This is a genomic window from Candidatus Paceibacterota bacterium (assembly GCA_035452965.1).
Classification (GTDB): domain Bacteria; phylum Verrucomicrobiota; class Verrucomicrobiia; order Limisphaerales; family UBA8199; genus UBA8199.
The window spans coordinates 1-20,502 of sequence record DAOTCE010000041.1; the positions used below are offsets into that span (position 1 = coordinate 1).

Genomic DNA, 20,502 nt, shown 5'->3' on the forward strand with positions numbered 1-20,502 from the left:
TCCGAGAGCCGCACCCCGCGTCGTTGTGAACAACTATGGAAACCGTATCAGGCCCTGGTGCCTCTGGCGGGCACTCAAGCCCCGTCCATCCTGTATCTGAGTGACGACGCTTCGGGCGTGCCCATGCGCCCAGAGGAACTGGAAGGCCGGGCTGGCAAAGGGCCCGAGGGCCAAGCCAAGACCCGCATGGCTAATCTGGGTTGCGTCTTCACACAGCATCAGGTCGATGATAAAGGCCACCCCATACGCGATCCCAACTCAACCACCTACGTGTCCACTATGGGGCCGATCGAGGAGTTCGGCCCACTGTTGCGGCAAGAGGCCATTCGCCGGGGGCTGGCCTTAGCTACCTTTGTGGTGCTGCTCATCGACGGGGCTGAGGGATTGGCCAACATGGGGCGGCTCTGTTTCTCCACGGCCCTCCAAATCGTGGACTTCTATCACGCTATGGAGCACGCTCACAAGGTGTTGGTGGCCCTGCTGGGCAGCAAGGATCATCCCGATTATAAGCGGCGGCTCGGACGTTGGGCGCGGCAATTACTCCGAAATAAAGTCGAACGCCTCATCGCAGTCACGCGCAAGGAATGCGCGGGCACCGCCCGCGCCGACGCGGTAGAAAAGGAATTGGGTTACTTTGTTCGTAACGTCCAACGTATGCAGTATGGCACTTTCCGTAGCCGCGGATTCTTCATTCGTTCGGGGGTCATCGAAGCCGGCTGTACGACGATCATCGGGGCGCGCTGCAAGCAGTCAGGCATGTTCTGGAGCGTACCGGGTGCGCAAAATATCCTCGCACTTCGCTGCACCAGCGCCAGTCGTCGCCTCGACGACTTCTGGAAAGCACGGCTCAACACCCACGCCGCCGCCAATGATTGCTTAGCACTGGCCGCCTAACCGGAGAAATTTGTCCCGCGCACTCTAAATTATCCAACCTCCTTTTGGACTCGCCACTTGGCTTCCCGGCTGGCAACTTATCAAGCCCGGCCCCTGAAGCAGTGCGCCGCGGTAGAAGAAAGAGTCTATGATTATTGAAAAGAAACGACTGATTGAGAAAGACCCAAAGCTCAAAAAGGACGATCTGATCGTTATTGGGGGTGGCGGTGGATTCATCGGCGGGGCGCTGGCCCGCTACTTCCGCGATAAAGGATTTACGCGCATTCGTTCGGCGGACAAGAAACCGTTGCCGGAGTGGTATCAGCACGTGACCGGGGTCGAGCGCCTTCACTTGGACCTGACCATTCCGGAGAACTGTGCGCGCCTCTGCGAAGGGGCCGTCGAGGTGTACAATTTGGCGGCCGACATGGGCGGCATGGGTTTCATCGAGCGCTTCCGCGTCGAGTGCTTGCGCAGCGTGCTGATCAACACGCACATGATCGAGGCTGCGTACCGAGCGGGCGCGCGTCGCTATTTCTACTCCTCGTCGGCTTGCGCCTACAACATCACTTTGCAGCAGGACCCGAAGGTGCGCGCATTGAAGGAATCCGACGCCTATCCGGCGATGGCCGAGCGCGGTTACGGCTGGGAGAAGCTGATCTCCGAGATGTTCTGCGAGGAATACTGGGCCGAGCGCGGCATGAAAACCGCCATCGCGCGATTCCACAACGTGTATGGCCCGTGGGGCACCTGGGACGGCGGGCGTGAAAAGGCCCCCGCGGCCATCTGCCGCAAAGTCATTACTGCCATAGACACCGGCAAACTCGTGATCAATATTTGGGGCGACGGCACGGTGACCCGCAGCTTCATGTATATTGATGACTGCGTGAAGGGGATTGACATGATCATGCACTGCGACGACCTGATTGCCACACCGATCAATCTCGGCACCAGCGAACTGGTGACCATTAACGAGCTGGTATCCAAGGTGGAGAAGATCGCCGGGGTGAAGCTCAAGCGGGAGTATGACCCGACCCAGCCGCGTGGCGTGGCAGGACGCAATAGCGACAACACCTTCATCAAGAAGATGCTCCACTGGGAGCCCGACACCCCGTTGGACAAGGGCCTGCGCGAGACCTACAAGTGGATCAAGACGCAGTACCTGGCCAAAAAGGCCGGCAAGCGAGTGGTGGACTAGGTCCGCAGCACCGTCGCCCCAGCGGCGGGGCGCGAGACAAAGAGGGAGGGCTTGATCTTTGTGCGCTGCTCGTATTCGGCAGCGACACGCTCGGAAATAGCCCCGACCTTATCCGCGCGGACCAGCGCCACGGCGCAGCCGCCGAAGCCGCCACCGGTCATCCGGCAGCCGATCACGCCGCCTTGGGGGCCGATCGCCCGGGCAATCTCCACCACGGCGTCCAGTTCCGGGCAACTGACCTCGTAGTCGTCACGCAAGGAAGCATGGCTGGCGTACATCAGCTCCCCGACCGCCGGCCAGTTTGAAGCACGCACTTTTTCGGCCGCGCGAGGGGTCCGCTCGATTTCGCCAATGACATGCCGCGCGCGGCGGAACACGACGTCCTCCATCCCGCTCCGGCTCCGTTCCAGCTGGTCGGCTGTGGCGTCGCGCAAGGAGGCGACCCTGAGGATTCTTGCCGCCTGCTCGCACTGGGCCCGGCGTTTGGCGTACTCCCCGCCGGTCAATTCGTGTTTCACGTTGGTATTGATGATGAGGAGCTCCATCGCCGGGTCGCTCATCGGCACCAATTCCGGCCTGCGGGAACGGCAATCCAACAGCAGCAGATGGTTCTCCTTGCCCATCACCGAGATGAACTGATCCATGATGCCGCAAGGCATCCCGGCGTAATCGTGCTCGGCCTTCTGACAAAGCAGCGCCTTCTCGACGGGATCAAGCTTCTGGCCCGTGATGATCTCCAGCAGTGTCGCGGTGGCAACCTCCAGCGCGGCGCTACTCGACAACCCGCCGCCCAGAGGCACGGTGGAATGCAGCACGGCGTCGAAGCCAGCCGGCTTGTGGCCGCGCGCGAGGAAGCCGGCGATCACACCCATGGGGTAGTTCGCCCAATAACCTCGCGGGCCGGGACGGAGCGGCTGGCTCAGGTCCACGCTGGCGGTGCCATTGCCCGAGGCGCTGCGGAGCGTAATCTTGTCCGAACCATTCGGCGACGCGGCGATGACCGTGTAACGATCAATGGCCATCGGCAGAACAAAGCCATCGTTGTAGTCCGTATGTTCACCGATCACGTTGACGCGCCCGGGGGCGGCGGCGATCCATTGGGGGTCGCGGTTGAAGCTCTTCCTGAAGTCAGCGGTCGTGAGCTGGGCAAGTTCTTGGAGTTTCATAGGTGTGATGGATGACGCGCGCGGCTTAACTGGTTGAGAACCGGTGGATGGTCAACTGGTGGTAGGTCTCGCCCGGCCGCAAGACTGTGTTCGGGAAATGCGGGATGTGAATCGAGTTTGGGAAATGCTGCGCTTCGAGGCAAAGCCCGCAATGCCGGACGTAAACGACGCCGTCCCGGCCAATGAGCGAGCCGTCCAGCCAGTTCGCCGTGTAAAGCTGCACGCCTGGCTCCGTTGTAAAGACCTCCATCACGCGGCCCGACCGCGGTTCGACCACCCGGGCGCAGAAAGCAGGCTGGCCGGAGTTTGTGGCGTCGCCCCGGAGGACAAAATTATGATCGTAACCCTGCGGCTTCCCACCCAGTTCCGCAAACCGCGCGCCGACGGTCGTGGGCCTGGTAAAGTTGAGCGGCGTGCCTCGGACCGGACGGACTTCGCCTGTCGGCACGTTGGTGGGGCTCTTCGGCGTATAGAAGTCTGCCGCGATGGTCAGCTTGTGGGCCTTGATGTCTCCCTGGCCCGCCAGGTTGAAGTAGGAATGATTCGTGAGGTTGATCGGCGTGGGCTTGTTCGTCGTGGCCGTGTAGCTAATCAGGAACTCGTTTGCGTCCGTGAGCTTCATGCAGACAATCACGGCCAGCTTTCCCGGGTAACCTTCCTCGCCGTCCGCGCTGGTGTAACTGAAACGCACCGTTGCTCCCCGGAGCGGCTCGGCCTTCCAGAGCACCTTGTCGAAGCCCCGGATACCCCCGTGCAACGCGTTGGGACCGTTGTTAACTGCCAGAGAGTAGTGCTTGCCGTCGAGCGTGAACTGCCCGCCGGCAATCCGGTTGGCCACACGCCCCACTGTGCAGCCAAAGTAAGGATGGTCCTTGAGATACTGTCCGAGGTTGTCGAACCCGCACACCACGTTGCCCAGGCGGCCCGTGCGGTCGGGCACGCGCAGTTCCGTAAGCATCGCCCCGTAGTTGGTGATCCTGGCGACGAGGCCGTGGGCATTCGTTAGCGTAAACAAGTCCGCGGCCCGGCCAGAGGGCAACTTGCCGAACGGCGATTTGACGACGGTGGCTTTCATGGGCAATGAACGGTTCGGCGTAGCGGACTAGTCGAAAGGAGCAGCAGGCAGCCGCATCCCAGAACCTTGGGGAGGGAACGACGCGCCGAAGAACTCATGCAACGGCCGCTACTTCTGCACGGGCCCGGCCGCGCTGTCCTTTTTGCGCATGGCCATAATGAGCATGAACACGCCGAACAGGAGCAGAATAATGCCCCAGATCAGGTTGACGTTGATGCCGAGCGATCGCTGATACATTTCGGCGTCGCCCCGGGTGGCAAAGCCGAAGATGGTCATCAACAAACCGACGAGCGAGAACATGAGGCCGATTGGCCAGCGAATATCGAGACCCATAAAGAGTTTCTTTCGTTTACCAGAAAATGATGTTGAGAATGACGCAGGCGATCAACAAGACCGTGCCCACGACCGCGGGGCGCAGATACCATGCGGTATCTTCGTCCTTGATCTTGGGTGTGAGCGAATAGACCAGTCCCTTGAGTTCCTCGTTGGTCTTGGTCCGGCGCGTGGCCAGGGAGATGACCAGCGTCAGCGTAAAGCAGACCAGGAAGGCGAAGCCGGCCAGCCAGAAGTTCTGCGCCATTTCGCTCGGGAAAATCTTCATCACACCCAGGTAGCCGCCCTTGACGCCCGGTGTGTTGCCGGTCGCAATGGTCAATGCGTGGAAGACGGCCGAGCCGCCGATGCCGCCGAACAACCCGAGGAAGGCCCCGGTGCCCGTGCAGCGAGCCCAGAACATGCCCAACAGGAAGGTCGCAAACAGCGGTGCGTTCACAAAGCCGAACACGAGCTGAATAATGTCCATGGCGTTGTTGTAAAGCGACGCGAAGTAGGCGGCCCCTATACTCACCAGAATGCCCACTACTGTCGCCGCCTGTCCCATCCAGAAATAGTGTTGGTCGCTCTTCTTCGGCGCGATGTAGGCCTGGTAAAGATCGTAGGTCCAGACCGTGTTGAAGGCGGTCACGTTGCCCGCCATGCCCGACATGAACGACGCCAGCAACGCCGTCAGCGCCAGGCCCAGCAGGCCGGTCGGACAGTACTTCTTCACCAGGGATAGGATCACACCGTCATAGTCGTACTCGGCGACCGCGTTGTAGAGCCCCTCTTTGATCTGCTCATCCTGCAGGCTGCCGGCGTCCTTGACCAGCGCGGCGACCTTTTCTTGATCCATCTTCTTGCCGATGGCATCGCTCACCGCTTTGAATGCGACCGTGCCGTCCATCGCACCAGCGGTCTTCACCACTGCCGCCGCGTTGGCATACACCTCGTCACTGATGATCGGTGGCGGGATGCGGTAATTCTTGTTCGGCATCGAGGTCAACGCCACCGCAATCATGCCGGGCACGATCACCAGCATCGGGAAGAGCATTTTCGGCACGGCGGCAACGAGTGGTGTGTTGCGGGCGGCGGTCATGTTCCGGGCGGCCATCGCGCGCTGCACCACGAGGAAGTTTGTGCACCAGTAGCCAAACGACAGCACGAAGCCCAGACCGAATACCATCGCAAACCAATCCACGCCCATTGGGTTGTTGGCCGGCCCGGCCAGTAGCGGCTGCCAGGCGCTGGACCAGGCGTTTGAGGCGTAGGTCGTGCCGGCTTCCTTCAAGTGCAGCGCTCCGGGATTCGTAGCCACGCTTTCCAGCGCCTTGTTCATTGACCCCCAGCCGCCGACATCCTTAAGGCCGAGGTAAACCACCGGCGCAAATCCGAGCACGATCATGAAGAACTGCAGCACCTCGGTGTAGATCGCGGAGGTCAGGCCGCCCTTGAGAACGTAAACCAGCACGACCCCGGAGCAGATCCACAGCGCGACGTGATAGTTCCACCCCAGAAGTTGGTTGAGCAGCTTGGCCAGGGCGTTCATTGAGATGCCGGAAGCGAACACGGTCATGACCGCGAAGGCGACCGAGTTCAGCGCCCGCACCCGCTCGTCGAACCTCATTTTGAGGTATTCCGGCACGGAGCGCGCCTTCGAGCCATAGTAGAAGGGCATCATGAAGATCGCCAGGAAGACCATCGCCGGAATTGCTCCCACCCAGTAGAAATGGCTGGTGGCGATGCCATACTTGGCCCCGCTGGCTGCCATGCCGACCAACTCCAGCGCGCCGAGGTTCGCCGAGATGAAAGCCAGTCCCGTTACCCATGTCGGGATGGACCGGCCCGAGGTCAGGAAGTCCGACGAGCTCTTGAGGTACTTGCGAAGGGCGAAACCAATGCCGATGACAAAGCCCGTGTAAGCGAGAAGGATGAAGTAATCGGGCCAGGCGAGTTGTACATGCATAGAGTTCGAATAGATTGGTGAGGTATTTAGGGTTTCTGCCGGCTGCTTGGCAAGTTCAAAATGCCCGCCGTTGGAGGCTGGTGGGGTGCGGTCGGCTAATGGCGTCAACGAGTGATGGCGGTCATGGGTGACCGACGGCGCGACATCTTCAGCTCGCACCCATCTGGACGCAGATTCGACATTTGCCAAAGTCCTCGCGACGATTTAATGGGAAAGGGCGGATTCTGATGAAGTTGAACCCGATACAAGTCCAATGGGGGCGCCGCTGGCTGTCGGCGCCCGCCCTCCTGCTGGCGGTGCTGGTTGTGTCCGGCTGCCGGTCGCTGAGTTATTACGGCCAGGCAATCAAGGGCCACTACCAGGTCATCGCGCATGACCAGAAGATCGAGAAACTGCTGGCCGACCCGGAAACACCGGAACCGCTTAGAGCGAGACTGCAACTCGTTCACGAATTGCTCGTCTTCGCCGCGGAAGACCTCAAGCTGCCTGTGAATGGGCAATACCGGAAGTATGCGGACGTGCACCGCCCGTTCGTGGTGTGGAATGTCGAGGCCGCGCCGGAGTTTTCGCTCGAACCCAAAGCATGGTGGTATCCGTCTGTCGGGCGCCTAGAGTATCGCGGATATTTTACCGAGCGCGGCGCGCGGAAGTACGGCGCGTGGCTGCAGCAGAAGGGGTATGATGTCTACCTGGGTGGCGTGAGGGCGTATTCGACGCTGGGCTGGTTCAAGGACCCCGTGCTCAACACTTTCATTTTCGATGCCGAGCCAAATTTGGCGGAAACCATCTTTCACGAGCTAGGCCACCAGCGCGTTTTTGCCAAAGGCGATACTGACTTCAACGAGGCCTTTGCGACGGTTGTAGGTCAGGAAGGCGCCCGACGCTGGTTGCAGGCGAAAGCCGATGCGACGGCCCTGGAGGATTACCTGGCCCAGCTTCGGCGCACCGCCCAGTTCGTGCGCTTGGTGATGAGTACCCGTCAGAAGTTGGAATCGCTTTACGGCGACGAGCGCGATAGGGGAGGCAAGATCAAGACGGCCAAACGAAAGCGCACGGTTCCGCCCGAGCAGTTGCGGCAGCAAAAGCTACAGTTGCTCAACCAATTGCGGCAGGAATACGAGGCGCTAAAGGCGCGATGGGGTGGGAGTCCGGAATATGACGACTGGTTCGCCGGCGCGCTCAACAATGCCCAGCTCAATTCAGTGGCGGCCTACTACGATCTAGTGCCCGGCTTTGAACGGCTGCTCGCGCAGAATGGGGGCGACTTGGAACGCTTCTACGAGGAAGTTCACAAGCTGGTCAAAAAGCCCAAAGCGGAGCGCCATCATCGGCTGCGGGCACTGGGGGCCGCCGGGCATACAGCCCTTCAGCGCCCTATTGCGTGGTGGAGCGATGCAACGTGGCCGTAGGGCTGGACCTCCGAGGTCTAACGCCAGTTCGGGGTCTTGACCGTGGGCAGATCGCAGGTCAGAACGACCAGTTTACAAATGGGAAGACCACCGCCAGCCTGTCTGGAAACTCGTCGAACCAGGAATTGTCCGTGATGATATTGACAAAGCCGAGCTGCACGCCGCGGAAACTTTCGGAGTAATTCACAAACCCGCATTGAACGCCGGAGGCGTGCGTGGCCACATTCACACCGCCCCACTGCAGGCCTTTGAATTCCTCCCGCGCGTAATTCACAACGCCGAGCTGCAACCCGGTGTATCTCTCCGCGTAGTTGACCAGGCCCCAGCTAAAGCCGCTGCTCTCGCCGGTGCTTCCATTGACGAAGCCCAATGCGAACGCGCTCTGCGGATTCTCGCCCCAGATGCTCAGCGAGAGGCCTTTGATAAATGTATCGCGCGAGTAAAGGGCAACGTCCGGCGTCAGAGACAGTTGCAGCGCCTTCTCCTCGGCCGTTACGCTGACAGTCGCGGTACAGAGAATGACCAGGGCAATGAGTTTCTTCATAATGGGGAGCATAGAGCCACCTGACCCAGTCGGCAATTCGCGGTATCAGGCCGACATGCGAGCAAGCGTAACGGATGGCCGCGGTTAACACGCTGTCGAAGCTGCGAGGCGGGAGTATGGTGTGCTGCTGTGCCATGCCGGTGAGTTCAGCCTGTCCTCTCCCATCCACCGCAGACGTTGTTCGAGAAGACGGAACGGGTGGGTGTCGTCTCAGACCCCCGGAGTTTGGCCCGGCATGGCGACAGGGTAGTGACCCTTTGCATCGGGCATGGCCGGCGGGTTGGAGTCCCAGGTGAAATTGTCAAGTCCGGGGGCCAGTTCAATCTTGGAACCGATGGCTTCGTCCCAGGTAATCAGCTTCCCGGATTCGCAGGCCATGCGGCCCATGATGGCGGTGAAGCACGACTTGGCGCAGCGCTCGCTCTCGTTGTAAGGCTTGTCGTTGCGGATGGCATCGAAGAGCAGGTCATGCTCGCGCTGATACTGATCGCACGGCTCCCCTTTGTAGCTCCAGATGAGGCTATCGGAGGTTTGGCGGTAGCCCTGGAAAAGGCGCGGTTTGGGCTGGCCTTCGCCGAGAATGGCGCTGCCCTTGGTGCCTTGGAGGATGCTGCCGAAGAAATCATAACAGTTGGCAATGTGCCGTCCTTGCGCCACGAATCGTGTGCCGTCAGGGAATGTGTATTCCGCCTCGTAGTGGTCGAAGAGCTGGTCAGCATCCTTGCGGACTTGTCGTCCGCCCATGCCCTGGACGGAGACGGGCCACGCATTTTTGGCCCAGCAACACACGTCAATATTGTGGATCAGCCAGTCTTCGAGAAAAGTGCCGTTGAGCCAGGTGAAGCAACTGTAGTTGGCGATCTGGTAGGCCAACTCCTTCGTGCCGGGTTCCCGGGCGCCGATGCCGACGGGGCCGTGCATCCGGTAGGCCCAGCAGGTGACCAGCTCGCCGATCAAACCGTCGTGGACCTTCTGGATAGCTTCTTCGAGAGGTTTGGAGTGTCGGCTCATAAGGCCGCCGGCGATCTTGAGGTTCTTCTGCGCGGCTTCCTCGCCGGCCTTCAGCACGCGGTGGATGCCGGGCGCATCTACTGCAAAGGACTTCTCCATGAAGACATGCACGCCTTTGCGCACCGCGAATTCGAGGTGGATGGGTCGAAAGGCGGGTGCGGTGGCCAGCAGAACGACGTCGCCCTTGTCGAGAGAGTCAATGGCCTTCATGAATGCGTCCAGCCCGACGAACTGGCGTTCCGGGGGCACATCGAGCTGTTGCCCGTGTTTGGCTTTCAGATTCCCCAGGCTGCTTTGGAGGCGATGCTGGAAGACATCCGCCATGGCCCAGAGCTTGGTGGGGCCTTGGGTGGAAAGAGCCTGCGCGGCGGCGCCGGTGCCGCGTCCGCCGCACCCGACGAGGGCGAGTTTAATGGTGTTGTTCTCGGCGGCGTGGCCTGGGCGGGCGACGGCGCCGGCCAGGGCGGCGCCAGCCAGCATGGTGCCGGAGGTTTTGAGGAATTTCCGGCGGGAGGTGGCCGTCAGGGTGGGGGAATTGGAATTCATGGGGAGTTCAGGACTCGTGATCAAAGACAAACTGCTCATTACGGTCAGCCCCATGATTCCCGGGCTGAGGGTTTTTGGCAAGGCTGTTTGAGCGGTCGCAGCGGGCGCGTATTGCGGAGTTCATTTTCGGATTTGCAGGGTCAAAGGGCTTTGTTAAGGTCAGGCGCTCGCAGTCATCAACTGCGAATCGTGGGCGGAATGCGCCAGACATTACACGGCGGGCGACCTCGGAGGCTGGACCTGTCAGACCCGGGAATCGCTGCGGTGACGGAGCAGAATTAACGCAGAAGGAAGAAAGGCAGAGTTGTGAGAAACCGGATGAAACTGAACGTTGAATTGACAGGGCTTGCCATGCGGTTGGCGTGCGCGGCGGGTTTGCTGTTGGCGGCGGCGGCGCTGGCGTCCGAGAATGCGCCGCACCGGCCGTTCGCGCAATGGGCCGAGCTGCCGCGTCCGCGCCAGTTTGTGGTCGGGCTGGTGTACGCGGAGTCCGAGGCTTACCGCATTTGGGCTGGCGGCAAGGAGCGCGACATCAAAGTGAAGGACGGCGGAGAGAGTTACGGGATTGACATCAACCAGGGGTACCTGGCGCTGCAGTACGGCATTACGGAGCGGTGGGCGGCTGATTTGAATGTCGGCTTTACGTCCTGCGGATGGCGCAGCTTCTCCCCGGACCAGGGGACGGAATCCACCACCGGGCTGATGGATTTCTCCTTCGGCGTTCGCTACCAGATTTTCAACGAGGCCCAGCACACCAACCCGGCGTGGCTGCCGACGCTGACTTTCCGGGCGGGCGCAGTGCTGCCGGGCACGTATGACGAGGACTTCGAGTTCGCGCCGGGCTTGCGCTCGGCGGCGATCGAGCCGGAGCTGCTGGCCCGCAAGCACTTCGGCTGGCCGGGCCTGGGGGCCTACTGCGACGCGTTGTATCGGTGGAATCGCACCACGGGCAATGACCATTACATCGTGGCAGTGGGGCTGTTTCAGCAGATCAAAGGCTGGGAGCTGGACGTGGGCTATCGGCGGCTGCAGACACTCTCGGGCGATGACATTCAGTTCGGGAACCCTAACGATCTGAGCACGATTGATTACCCGCGGGACCCGCGGGAGATCAGCGACTCGCTGGAAACCGGTTTCAGCTACACAACCGCCAAGCGGCAAATCCGCTATGGCTTCCAATTGCGCTGGGTGTGTGACGGCAACAACACTGACCGCAAGCTCTGGGTGGGGGGCTCGGTGGACATACCGATTGGGGGGAGGTAAGGCCCTCCCGGCAGCGCGGCGAGCGGGAAGCTGGCGACGCTGAGGCAAAGCGGGCGCCAGCTGTTCCGTGTTACCCTGTTTGCTCAAGCGCCCGAGGGAGATTGTGGAGCGCGATCTATGCGGCACAACCTCTCCCCGCATGGTTTTCCTGCGAATAGTCAGAGCCAGCCAGTTGACTCCGGTGTAGTCTATGCGCAGTATGATGACCGTATGTCAGTTCGGCCGTTGCGCATGCATAGTATTGTTGCCAAAGTCCAGCTGAGCCCCAATGTCACCCGGCTCGATGTCGTTGCTCCGCGGATTGCCCAGATCCGGCAGCCTGGCCAGTTCGTGATCGTGCACCGGGCCGAGGGAGCGGAACGCATCCCGCTTACCATCGCAGACGCGGACCCCGAGGCCGGGACGATTGCGCTGGTGATCCAGGCGGTGGGCAAGAGCACGCGAGAACTGGTGGCACTGGAGCCGGGCGCGGCCATTGCTGACATCGCCGGGCCGCTGGGTCATCCGACCGAGTTAATTGCCGCGGGCCGGGCTCTCTGTGTCGGAGGGGGCGTCGGCACGGCCGTGGTGCATCCCATTGCCCAGGGCTTGAAACGCCGGGGCGTGGGAGTGCTTAGTATCATCGGCGGGCGATCGAAGGAGTGGGTCATATTCGAGGCGGAGCTGGGGCGGTTAGGCGAAGTCATGGTCTGCACCGACGACGGCAGCTACGGGCGCCGCGGCTTCGTGACCGACGCCGCCAAAGACGTCCTGGCCGGGGGCGGCATTGGCGTTGTCTATGCGGTCGGCCCGGTGCCGATGATGCGCGCCGTGGTGAACCTGACCAGGCCGCTAGGCGTTCGCACTATCGTCTCACTCAACCCTGTGATGGTGGATGGCACCGGCATGTGCGGCGGCTGCCGGGTCGCGGTCGGCGGCCAGACCCTGTTTGCTTGTGTGGATGGTCCGGAGTTCGATGGGCACCAAGTTGACTTCGACCTGCTTATGGACCGTTTATCTACCTACCGTGACTTCGAACAACGCGCCCTTGCCGCTTGTGCTGACGGCGCCTGCAAGATTGGGCTGGGGTAGGCGCTCCTCATGGCACCTCGGCAGTTTCCTTAATTCGGATCACAGAATTCTGTGCCTCCCAAGCTCTCCACCAAGCAACGCCTGCAAATCAACCGCCAGAAGATGACGGAGCAGGACCCGCTGGTCCGCAGCGCCAACTTCAACGAGGTCAACCTGGGTCTGCCTGAGAAGGTCGCCTTGCTCGAAGCCGAACGTTGCCTGCTGTGTAAGGATCCCAAGTGCATTACGGGCTGCCCGGTGAGCGTCAACATCCCGCGCTTCATCGCGCTGCTGTCCGAGGGCAAGCTGCCCGAGGCCGCGCAGTGCATGCTCGAAGACAACGCGCTGCCGGCAATCACCGGCCGCGTTTGCCCGCAAGAGACGCAGTGCGAGATCGAGTGCATTCGCGGGAACAAGGGCCTGCCAGTGGCCATCGGCTACCTCGAACGCTACGTCGGTGACTGGGCCCGCGGCCACAGCGACCAGCAAACGCTGCACATCGCCCCGCCCAGCGGCAGGAAGGTGGCGGTCGTTGGGTCCGGCCCCGGCGGCCTTACCGCCGCGGGGGAACTGGCCAAGTCGGGCCATGCCGTCACGATCTTCGAGGCGCTGCACAAACCGGGCGGCGTGCTGGTCTATGGCATTCCCGAGTTTCGCCTGCCCAAGAAGATCGTCGAGGCGGAAGTCGCGCGCCTCCAGCGGGCCGGGGTGAAGATCGTCTGCAATACGGTCATTGGCCGGACTTATACGGTGCAGGAGCTGCGCGAGCAGTTCGACGCCGTGTTCATCGCCAACGGCGCTGGCCTGCCCGTGTTCATGAACGTGCCGGGGGAGAATCTCAAGGGCGTATATTCCGCCAACGAATATCTTACCCGCGTGAACCTCATGGCTGCCTACCAATTCCCGCGGGCCGATACTCCCGTCCTGCAGGGCCAGCGTGTTGCCACCATTGGCGGTGGCAACGTCGCCATGGACTCCGCCCGCACCGCCAAGCGGCTCGGAGCCGCGTCCTCCATGGTTATCTACCGCCGTACGCGCAAGGAAATGCCCGCGCGCGCCGAGGAAATCCACCACGCCGAAGAGGAGAATATCCAGTTCGAATTCCTCACCGCGCCCGTTGAGGTGCTCGGCAACGACAAAAAGTGGGTCACTGGCCTGAAGTGCATTCGCATGAAACTGGGTGAGCCCGACGCCTCCGGCCGCGCCCGGCCCGTCGTCATCCCCGGTTCGGAGTTTGTCGTGCCCTGCGACGTAGTGGTCGTGGCGATTGGCACCCGCGCCAACCCGCTGCTGACCGCCACCTGTCCCGAACTGAAGCTCAACCAGCGGGGCAATGTCGTTGTGGACGACCGCGGCATGACCAGCCTTCCGGGCGTCTTTGCTGGCGGCGACATTGTCCGCGGCGCCGCCACCGTCATCCTCGCCATGGGCGACGGCAAGCGCACGGCCAAGGCGATAGACGAGTATTTGCGCGGCGCGGGTTAACACCCCCCTCGCCATCGTTCCCGGCAGGAGTCAATAGCCCCCTGGCTTTGGCAGCCTCTCTCCTTCAAAGAGAGAGGAGGCTCGCATTAGTTCCCTGGTTCGTTCCCGTTCAGGTGCGCGGTTCAGGACTTCTTCTGCTTCGCAGGTTTCTTGTCCGGCGGCTGACCGCGCCAGGATCCGAGCGGCAGGACATTGGCCCGCGCCGCCCACGCTCGCCACTGGGCAGCCAAGTTCCTTGCCTTGCCCGGGCGCTGCGCGGCGAGGTTGTACATTTCCGTCCGGTCCGCGGACATGTCATAGAGTTCCCACGGTTGGTTAGCCTTGGCAACGAGCTTCCATTGGCCGTCGCGGATGGCGCGGTTGCTCTCATGCTCCCAGCAAATCGGCTGAGCGCGCGCGATGCTTTCTCCCGCGAAGGCCGGACGAAGGCTGACTCCTTCCATGGGCTGGATTTTCTGTCCGCCTTTCTCGGCCGGGTAGGTAGCTCCGCCTACGTCTACGCAGGTGGACATTAGATCAACCAGATGGGCGGGCTCGGCCACGAGCTGGTTGCGCAACGTTTCGGGGATGGCCTTGGGCCAATGGACGATGAGCGGGGTGGCGATGCCTCCTTCGTGCACCCAGTGTTTGTATTCGCGGAACGGGGTGTTGGAGACGTTCGCCCAGCCGCGCCCATAGCCCACGTAGGTATCCTCCGGCCCCGGCATAACATCGGGGCCGGTGCGCACGGGACGGCCGTCGCGTGTCTGCATCGGCGGCCAGATTTGCTTCTGGAGTTCGTCGGGAGCCATCGGCTTGCAGACCATGTTTCTCACCTCGTCGGCATTCGACTTGCGCCCCATCGGTTCGGCACAGCCGCCGTTGTCTTGCAGGAAGAAGATGAGGGTGTTGTCGAGGCGGTTCTGCCGCTTGAGTTCGGCGACGATGCGGCCGATGCCCTGATCCAGCCGGTCCACCATCGCGGCATAGACTTCCATGCAGCGAGTTTCCCAAGCCTTGTTGGTGACGGTGGCCCAGTCTTCAGCTTGGGGCGACAGCTCCCACGCGCGGTCAATTAGGCCCAGTTCCTTAAGCCGGGCGAAGCGGGCGGCGCGGACCGGGCCGTAGCCGGCGTCGTATTTGCCCCGGTACTTGGCGATATCCTCCGGCGGCGCGTGCATGGGCCAGTGGGCGGCGGTGTAGGCGACATACATGAAGAACGGTTCGCTGGGCTGGCTTTGCGCGTGGTCGCGGATGAAGGTAATGGCGTTGTCGCTGATGGCGTCGGTGTAGTAAAAGCGCGCGGGTTTGTATTCGGGATCATTGGCGGGCGTGATGTAGGTGTTGTCGCGGCAGAGGGTGGTGGGGTCGTAGAAGCTCCCGGCGCCGGTGACGGTGCCGTAGAAGCGGTCGAACCCGCGCTGCAATGGCCAGTTATGTTTCGGGCCATCGGGTGCGATGGCATCGCATACGTGCCACTTGCCGCATACATAGGTGCGGTAACCTGCCGGGCGCAGCGCCTCGGCAATCGTCACGCAGCGCTGGTTCAAGTCCCCCGCATAACCGTCGTCTCGGCCGCTGCCGTGGCCGGTCATGTGCCCCATGCCGGCCTGGTGCGGGTAAAGCCCGGTCAGCAGGCTGGCCCGGGTCGGACAGCAACGCGCGGTGTTGTAGAACTGGGTGAAGCGCAACCCGTTCTTCGCGAGGGCATCCAGGTTGGGTGTGGCAATCTCGCTCCCGTAGCAGCCAAGGTCGGAGAAGCCCATGTCGTCGGACATGATGAGGAGGATGTCGGGACGCGAGGCCGCGGCGGAGACCGGCGCGGGGCCCGGAAGCGACTTCTGCCACTTGAGCGCCTGGGTGGAGAGGCTCTCGGCTGTAGCCTGCTCTTTGTCGGCCAGGTTGGCCGTTTCATTCGGATCGGCGGCGATATTGTAAAGCTCGCGCTGGGTGCCATCCGCGTTCACCAGCAGCTTCCAGTTACCGTCACGGACAGCCACGTTCGGGCTGCGGTCGGCTCCCTTGGGGTAGGCGAAGGCATGGTCGTTGCGGCCGTATTCCCAGAAGAGCGGCCGCGCGCGATTGGCGGCTGGCTTGCCCGAAAAGGCCGCGCTGAGGTCCACGCCGTCGAGCGCGGCATCTTGCGGCAGCGGCGCGCCGGCGAGGGCGCAGAGGCTGGGGAAGAGGTCCACCGCGCCCATCAGCGTTTGGTCATCTGTGCGCCCGGCTGGAGCGTGGCCGGGCCAGCGCACGAGGAACGGCATGCGAATGCCGCCTTCGTAAAGGCTGAGTTTGCTGCCGCGCAGGCCTCCCGAGCGCGTCCCGTGGAAGGTGGGCAGCGCGCCGTTGTCACTGGAGAAGATCACCAGTGTCTTTGCGTCGAGGCCCAACTCCTTCAGCCCGGTCATGAACCGGCCGAGCTGCCGGTCGTATTCGTCGAGCACAGCGCTGAACTTGCGCTCCTCCTCCGGGCCGTTCGGGTATTCGCGAAGCCGTTCCTCGCTGGGGACCCAGGGCGTGTGGACTTCGTCCGGCCAGATGTTCACGTAGCAGGGCTGATCGCGATGCCGATTGAGGAAATCGAGCGCCTTGTCCACGAAGAACGCCGAGCGGTCCCATCGTTTGACCTTGTCGTGCTGGGACCAGATCCAGTTGGTCGCCGTGATGTCCGGGTGCGGGTCCGGGCTTTCCCAGGTGCTGGCGTGTTCGTCGAAGCCGTAGGCGGAGAAGGGCGGGGCGTTGGTCACGTCGCGTCCGCCGCCCATGTGCCATTTGCCGAAGTGCCCGGTGGCGTAGCCGGCCGCCCGGAGTGTGCGGGCCAGCGATGGGGCCTTTGGATCGAGGAAGTCCGCCTGCTCGCAAGCGCGGTTACCCTTGCGCGTCTGCAGGTAGCTGGTGATCCGCCAGCGGGCGGGATACATCCCAGTGGTAAAGCCGGTGCGCGACGGCGAGCAAATCGGCGAGGCGGTGTAGAACCGGGTGAAGCGGATGCCCTCCCGCGCCAGGCGATCCATATTGGGGGTGGGCGCAAACTTGCCGCCGTAGCAACCGGGGTCGCCATAGCCCATGTCGTCCGTGAGGATGAAGACGATGTTAGGACGGCTGGTCGGAGCGAGATCGGCTGCCGCGAGCGGGGTGGCGCGTTCGAGGCAAAAGGCAGCGACGATTGCAAGTCCGCCAACATGCCAGGGCTGCTTCAGCCTGAATCTGGATCTCGGGGGATGGCTTGGTTTGCTGGGGTCCTGTCTGGTTGCAGTCATAGATACATAGGGCAATGCTGTAATGCGGCAAATCTTAGGGACAATCATGGTCCCGGCACAACGATTTGTCTTGCGTAACCTTGGGCCAATCTAAACCGTCTTAGCCCTATGCGTGCTCTTCTAAGCCGATTGTTGATGCTATTCCCACTGGCCACTTTGACTGTGGCGGGAGCGGCCTCCCGGCCCAATATCATCTTCATCCTCACTGACGACCAGGGTTACGGCGACCTGTCCTGCCACGGGAATCCTGTCCTCAAGACACCGAACCTCGATCGCCTGCACGATGAGGGTGTGCGTTTCACTGATTTCCACGTTAGCCCCACCTGCGCGCCAACCCGGGCGGCACTGAACAGCGGCCGGCATGAGTTTTGCAACGGTGTGACCCACACCATCCACGAGCGCGAGCGGCTCTCGCTCAAGACCACGACGCTGGCCCAGATGCTCAAGGCGGCCGGCTACACGACGGGCATCTTCGGCAAATGGCATCTGGGGGACGAGGCGGAATACCAGCCCAACCGGCGCGGCTTCGATGAGGTGTTCATTCACGGCGCGGGTGGCATCGGCCAGACTTACCCGGGCAGTTGCGGCGATGCGCCGGGCAACACCTATTTCGACCCGGCCATTCTGCACAACGGCAAGTTCGCGCAGACGCGGGGCTATTGCACGGACGTGTTCTTCGCCCAGGCGATCAAGTGGATCGAATCCGTGAAGGGGGCGCGGCCTTTCTACGCCTATATCACGCCCAATGCGCCGCACAAGCCGCTCCAGGTGCCCAAGGAGTACGAGCAGCGCTACGCCGGCAAGGTGGGCGGCGACGTGGCGAAGTTCTTCGGCATGATCGCCAACATTGACGACAACGTGGGCCGGCTGCTTGCGAAGCTGAAGGAATGGGGCATTGAGCGCGACACGCTGGTGGTGTTCATGAACGACAATGGCGGTACCGCGGGCACCCAAATCTTCAATGCCGGTATGCGGGGGGCGAAGAACTCGCCCTGGCTGGGTGGCACACGGGCGGCTTCGTTCTGGCGCTGGCCGGGAACTTTCCAGCCCGCGGACGTTAGTGCGCTGGCAGCCAACATTGATTTCTTCCCGACCCTGATCGAGCTGGCTGGCGCGAAACTGGGCCCCGGGATGCAGGCGCAAGTCGAAGGCCGCAGCCTGGTCCCGCTGCTGAAGAATCCCAAGACGCCCTGGGCCGACCGAGTGCTGTTCACCCACACCGGCCGCTGGGAGCGTGGCCAGGCGGCACAGTCCAAATACCGCAACTGCAGCGTGCGCAACAGCCGTTGGCACCTGGTTTGTGTCTCCGGGTCTGGGGAGAAGGCCTGGCAGTTGTTCGACGTTCAGGCCGATCCGGGCGAGAAGAACGATGTGGTGGCGCAGCATCCCGAGGTGGTCCGGGAACTCGACGCCGCGTACGACAAATGGTGGGAGTCCGTCCAACCGCAGCTCGTGAACGAGAATGCCGTTGGGCCGAAGGTGAACCCCTTTAAGGAGCTGTACTGGAAGCAGTTTGGGGGCGGGCCGGACGAAGAGGCGTCCCGGCAGAAGGACTCGGCCCAATCCGGGCAGCGCGCCAAGACCCGGCCGAACGTCCTGTTTATCGCCGTGGACGACCTGCGGCCGGAGTTGGGTTGTTACGGCAACACTGTCATCAAAAGCCCCAACATTGACCGCCTGGCCCGCGCCGGAGTCGTCTTCAACCACGCCTACTGCCAGCAGGCGGTCTGCTCGCCGTCCCGCACCAGCCTGTTGACCGGCACCCGGCCCGATACCACCAAAGTCTGGGACCTCCAGACCCATTTCCGCAAAGCACTGCCCGATGTCGTCACCCTCCCGCAGCACTTCAAGAACAACGGCTACTTCGTCCAGGGCATGGGCAAGATCTACCACGGAAGCCTCGACGACGCGATCTCGTGGTCGGTGCCCTGGGCCGGCCCCAAGACCGAAACCTACGCCTCAGCCGATAACCGGGCGCTGGTGGAGAAGAAGCGCCAGAAGGCGAAGGCGGCGGGCAAGAAGGGGGACAACCTCCAGCGGGCGAGCAAGGGTCCGGCCTACGAGGGGGAGAACGTGCCCGACAACACCTTCCACGATGGCGCGTTGGCGGATATGGCCGTTGCCGCCCTCCGCGGCCTCAAGCAGAAGCAAGAGCCTTTCTTCCTGGCCGTCGGCTTCATTCGCCCCCACCTGCCCTTTGTCTCGCCCAGGAAGTACTGGGACCTCTACGACCCGGCGAGGATTCCGCTGGCCCCCAATCCGTTCCGTCCCAAGGGCGCGCCGGATTACGCCGTGCTGGAGGGGGGCGAGTTGCACGCTTACGAAGGCGTTCCCCCCGGCCATATTCCGGACGACTTCGCCCGCCGGCTCAAGCACGGCTACTACGCCGCGACCAGCTACATGGATGCCCAGGTTGGCAAGGTGCTGGACGAACTCGAGCGCCTCGGCCTGCGCGACAACACCATTATCATCCTCTGGGGCGACCACGGCTGGAAACTCGGCGAGCATGACGCCTGGTGCAAGCACAGCACCGTCGAGAATGACACCCGGGTTCCGCTGCTCATCTCCGCGCCCGGCATGCAGCACGCCGGGAAACGCACCGACGCCCTGGTCGAGTTCGTGGACATCTACCCCTCATTGGCCGACCTAGCCAGCCTGCCTCTGCCCAGCCATCTCGAGGGCACCAGCTTCCGACCGGTGCTCGATGACCTCAAACGTCCTTGGAAGCCCGCTGTCTTTAGCCAATACCCACGCCCTGCCAGCGGCAAACAGCTCATGGGCTACAGCATGCGCACCGACCGCTACCGCATGACCGCCTGGCTGCACCGTGACGACCACTCGAAGGTTGATGCCCTCGAACTCTACGATCACCAGGCCGATCCGCAGGAGAACGTAAACATCGCCAGCCGGCCCGAGAATACCGCGCTGGTCAACGAGCTGAGAGCGAAGCTCAAGGCGGGCTGGCAGGCGGCTCTCCCGCCCCGCCCGTAATTGAGGACCGCACGCGTCCCATGGGCAGGCCGGGGCGTTCCGCCCGAGGTCGTTCCTGGCGCTCGCCAGCCGCCTCCGCCAAAGGTATGCGGCGCCGTTGGCGTGCGTGTGCGGGAAAACCCGCTCGTATTCCGCTGATATTCCGCTCGTACTCATTGCCGGTGGACGGAAACATTGGGGAGAGTTCGGCGCCTCACTGGTGTAGCTTCACGCGTTGTTCGCCGGCTCGACCGGCAGGGCTGCGTTGCTCCAGAAGGCAATCCGGTGAGCGGGATCGCCAGGGGAGGACGATTGATTGGCTCGATGTTCGGTCCTCTATTTTCGATTACCCAACTTCGACACAATAGCGCATCATGACGGTCGAACAGGAT

Annotated in this window: 14 protein-coding genes; 7 read left to right on the plus strand and 7 right to left on the minus strand. The window is 62.4% G+C overall.

Features of this window, described 5'->3' with window-relative positions; all coding sequences use genetic code 11:
* Both P5205_19960 and P5205_19965 read left to right on the plus strand, forming a co-directional pair.
* On the plus strand, positions 1-894 hold an 894-nt coding region (locus P5205_19960; GenBank protein HSA12641.1), incomplete at its 5' end, for a hypothetical protein.
* 127 nt (positions 895-1,021) lie between these two features.
* Positions 1,022-2,071 carry an NAD-dependent epimerase/dehydratase family protein gene (locus P5205_19965; protein HSA12642.1) on the plus strand — a complete coding sequence of 350 codons (1,050 nt, stop codon included), beginning with the start codon at positions 1,022-1,024 and terminating at the stop codon, positions 2,069-2,071.
* On the opposite strand, the gene galK is transcribed toward P5205_19965, so the two are convergent.
* The 4 genes from galK to P5205_19985 all read right to left on the minus strand — a co-directional run bounded on the left by galK (position 2,068) and on the right by P5205_19985 (position 6,593).
* The gene (gene galK, locus P5205_19970; protein ID HSA12643.1) at positions 2,068-3,237 is read right to left on the minus strand and encodes a galactokinase; all 1,170 of its coding nucleotides are present in this window, start codon (positions 3,235-3,237) and stop codon (positions 2,068-2,070) included. The two genes, P5205_19965 and galK, sit on opposite strands and share 4 nt — an antisense overlap.
* A gap of 25 nt (positions 3,238-3,262) precedes the next feature.
* Entirely contained in the window at positions 3,263-4,312 is a 1,050-nt protein-coding gene (locus P5205_19975) for an aldose epimerase family protein (protein HSA12644.1), read from the minus strand.
* Positions 4,313-4,420: 108 nt separating this feature from the next.
* Entirely contained in the window at positions 4,421-4,645 is a 225-nt protein-coding gene (locus P5205_19980; protein ID HSA12645.1) for a hypothetical protein, read from the minus strand.
* Between the two features lie 16 nt (positions 4,646-4,661).
* The gene (locus P5205_19985) at positions 4,662-6,593 is read right to left on the minus strand and encodes a sodium:solute symporter family protein (GenBank protein HSA12646.1); all 1,932 of its coding nucleotides are present in this window, start codon (positions 6,591-6,593) and stop codon (positions 4,662-4,664) included.
* A gap of 227 nt (positions 6,594-6,820) precedes the next feature.
* Here P5205_19985 and P5205_19990 point away from each other — a divergent pair, with 227 nt between their 5' ends.
* Positions 6,821-8,002: an aminopeptidase gene (locus P5205_19990; GenBank protein ID HSA12647.1), complete on the plus strand. Its 1,182-nt coding sequence runs from the start codon at positions 6,821-6,823 to the stop codon at positions 8,000-8,002.
* Between the two features lie 58 nt (positions 8,003-8,060).
* Here P5205_19990 and P5205_19995 read toward each other — a convergent pair whose 3' ends face one another.
* Positions 8,061-8,546: a hypothetical protein gene (locus P5205_19995; GenBank protein ID HSA12648.1), complete on the minus strand. Its 486-nt coding sequence runs from the start codon at positions 8,544-8,546 to the stop codon at positions 8,061-8,063.
* 210 nt (positions 8,547-8,756) lie between these two features.
* A complete protein-coding gene (locus P5205_20000) occupies positions 8,757-10,103 on the minus strand; it encodes a twin-arginine translocation signal domain-containing protein (protein HSA12649.1) in 1,347 nt (448 codons plus the stop codon).
* A gap of 318 nt (positions 10,104-10,421) precedes the next feature.
* Here P5205_20000 and P5205_20005 point away from each other — a divergent pair, with 318 nt between their 5' ends.
* The 3 genes from P5205_20005 (at position 10,422) to gltA (ending at position 13,901) form a co-directional block, all read left to right on the plus strand.
* Positions 10,422-11,366, plus strand: a complete 945-nt coding sequence (locus tag P5205_20005) for a hypothetical protein (GenBank protein HSA12650.1) — start codon at positions 10,422-10,424, stop codon at positions 11,364-11,366.
* 231 nt (positions 11,367-11,597) lie between these two features.
* Positions 11,598-12,437, plus strand: a complete 840-nt coding sequence (locus P5205_20010; protein HSA12651.1) for a sulfide/dihydroorotate dehydrogenase-like FAD/NAD-binding protein — start codon at positions 11,598-11,600, stop codon at positions 12,435-12,437.
* Positions 12,438-12,488: 51 nt separating this feature from the next.
* The gene (gltA, locus tag P5205_20015) at positions 12,489-13,901 is read left to right on the plus strand and encodes an NADPH-dependent glutamate synthase (protein HSA12652.1); all 1,413 of its coding nucleotides are present in this window, start codon (positions 12,489-12,491) and stop codon (positions 13,899-13,901) included.
* 122 nt (positions 13,902-14,023) lie between these two features.
* Here the strand turns inward: gltA and P5205_20020 are convergent, their stop codons facing one another.
* Positions 14,024-17,140: a sulfatase-like hydrolase/transferase gene (locus P5205_20020; GenBank protein ID HSA12653.1), complete on the minus strand. Its 3,117-nt coding sequence runs from the start codon at positions 17,138-17,140 to the stop codon at positions 14,024-14,026.
* Positions 17,141-17,275: 135 nt separating this feature from the next.
* Here P5205_20020 and P5205_20025 point away from each other — a divergent pair, with 135 nt between their 5' ends.
* Positions 17,276-20,131, plus strand: coding sequence for a sulfatase-like hydrolase/transferase (locus P5205_20025; GenBank protein ID HSA12654.1), 2,856 nt, complete (start codon positions 17,276-17,278; stop codon positions 20,129-20,131).
* Positions 20,132-20,502: the final 371 nt, after the last annotated feature.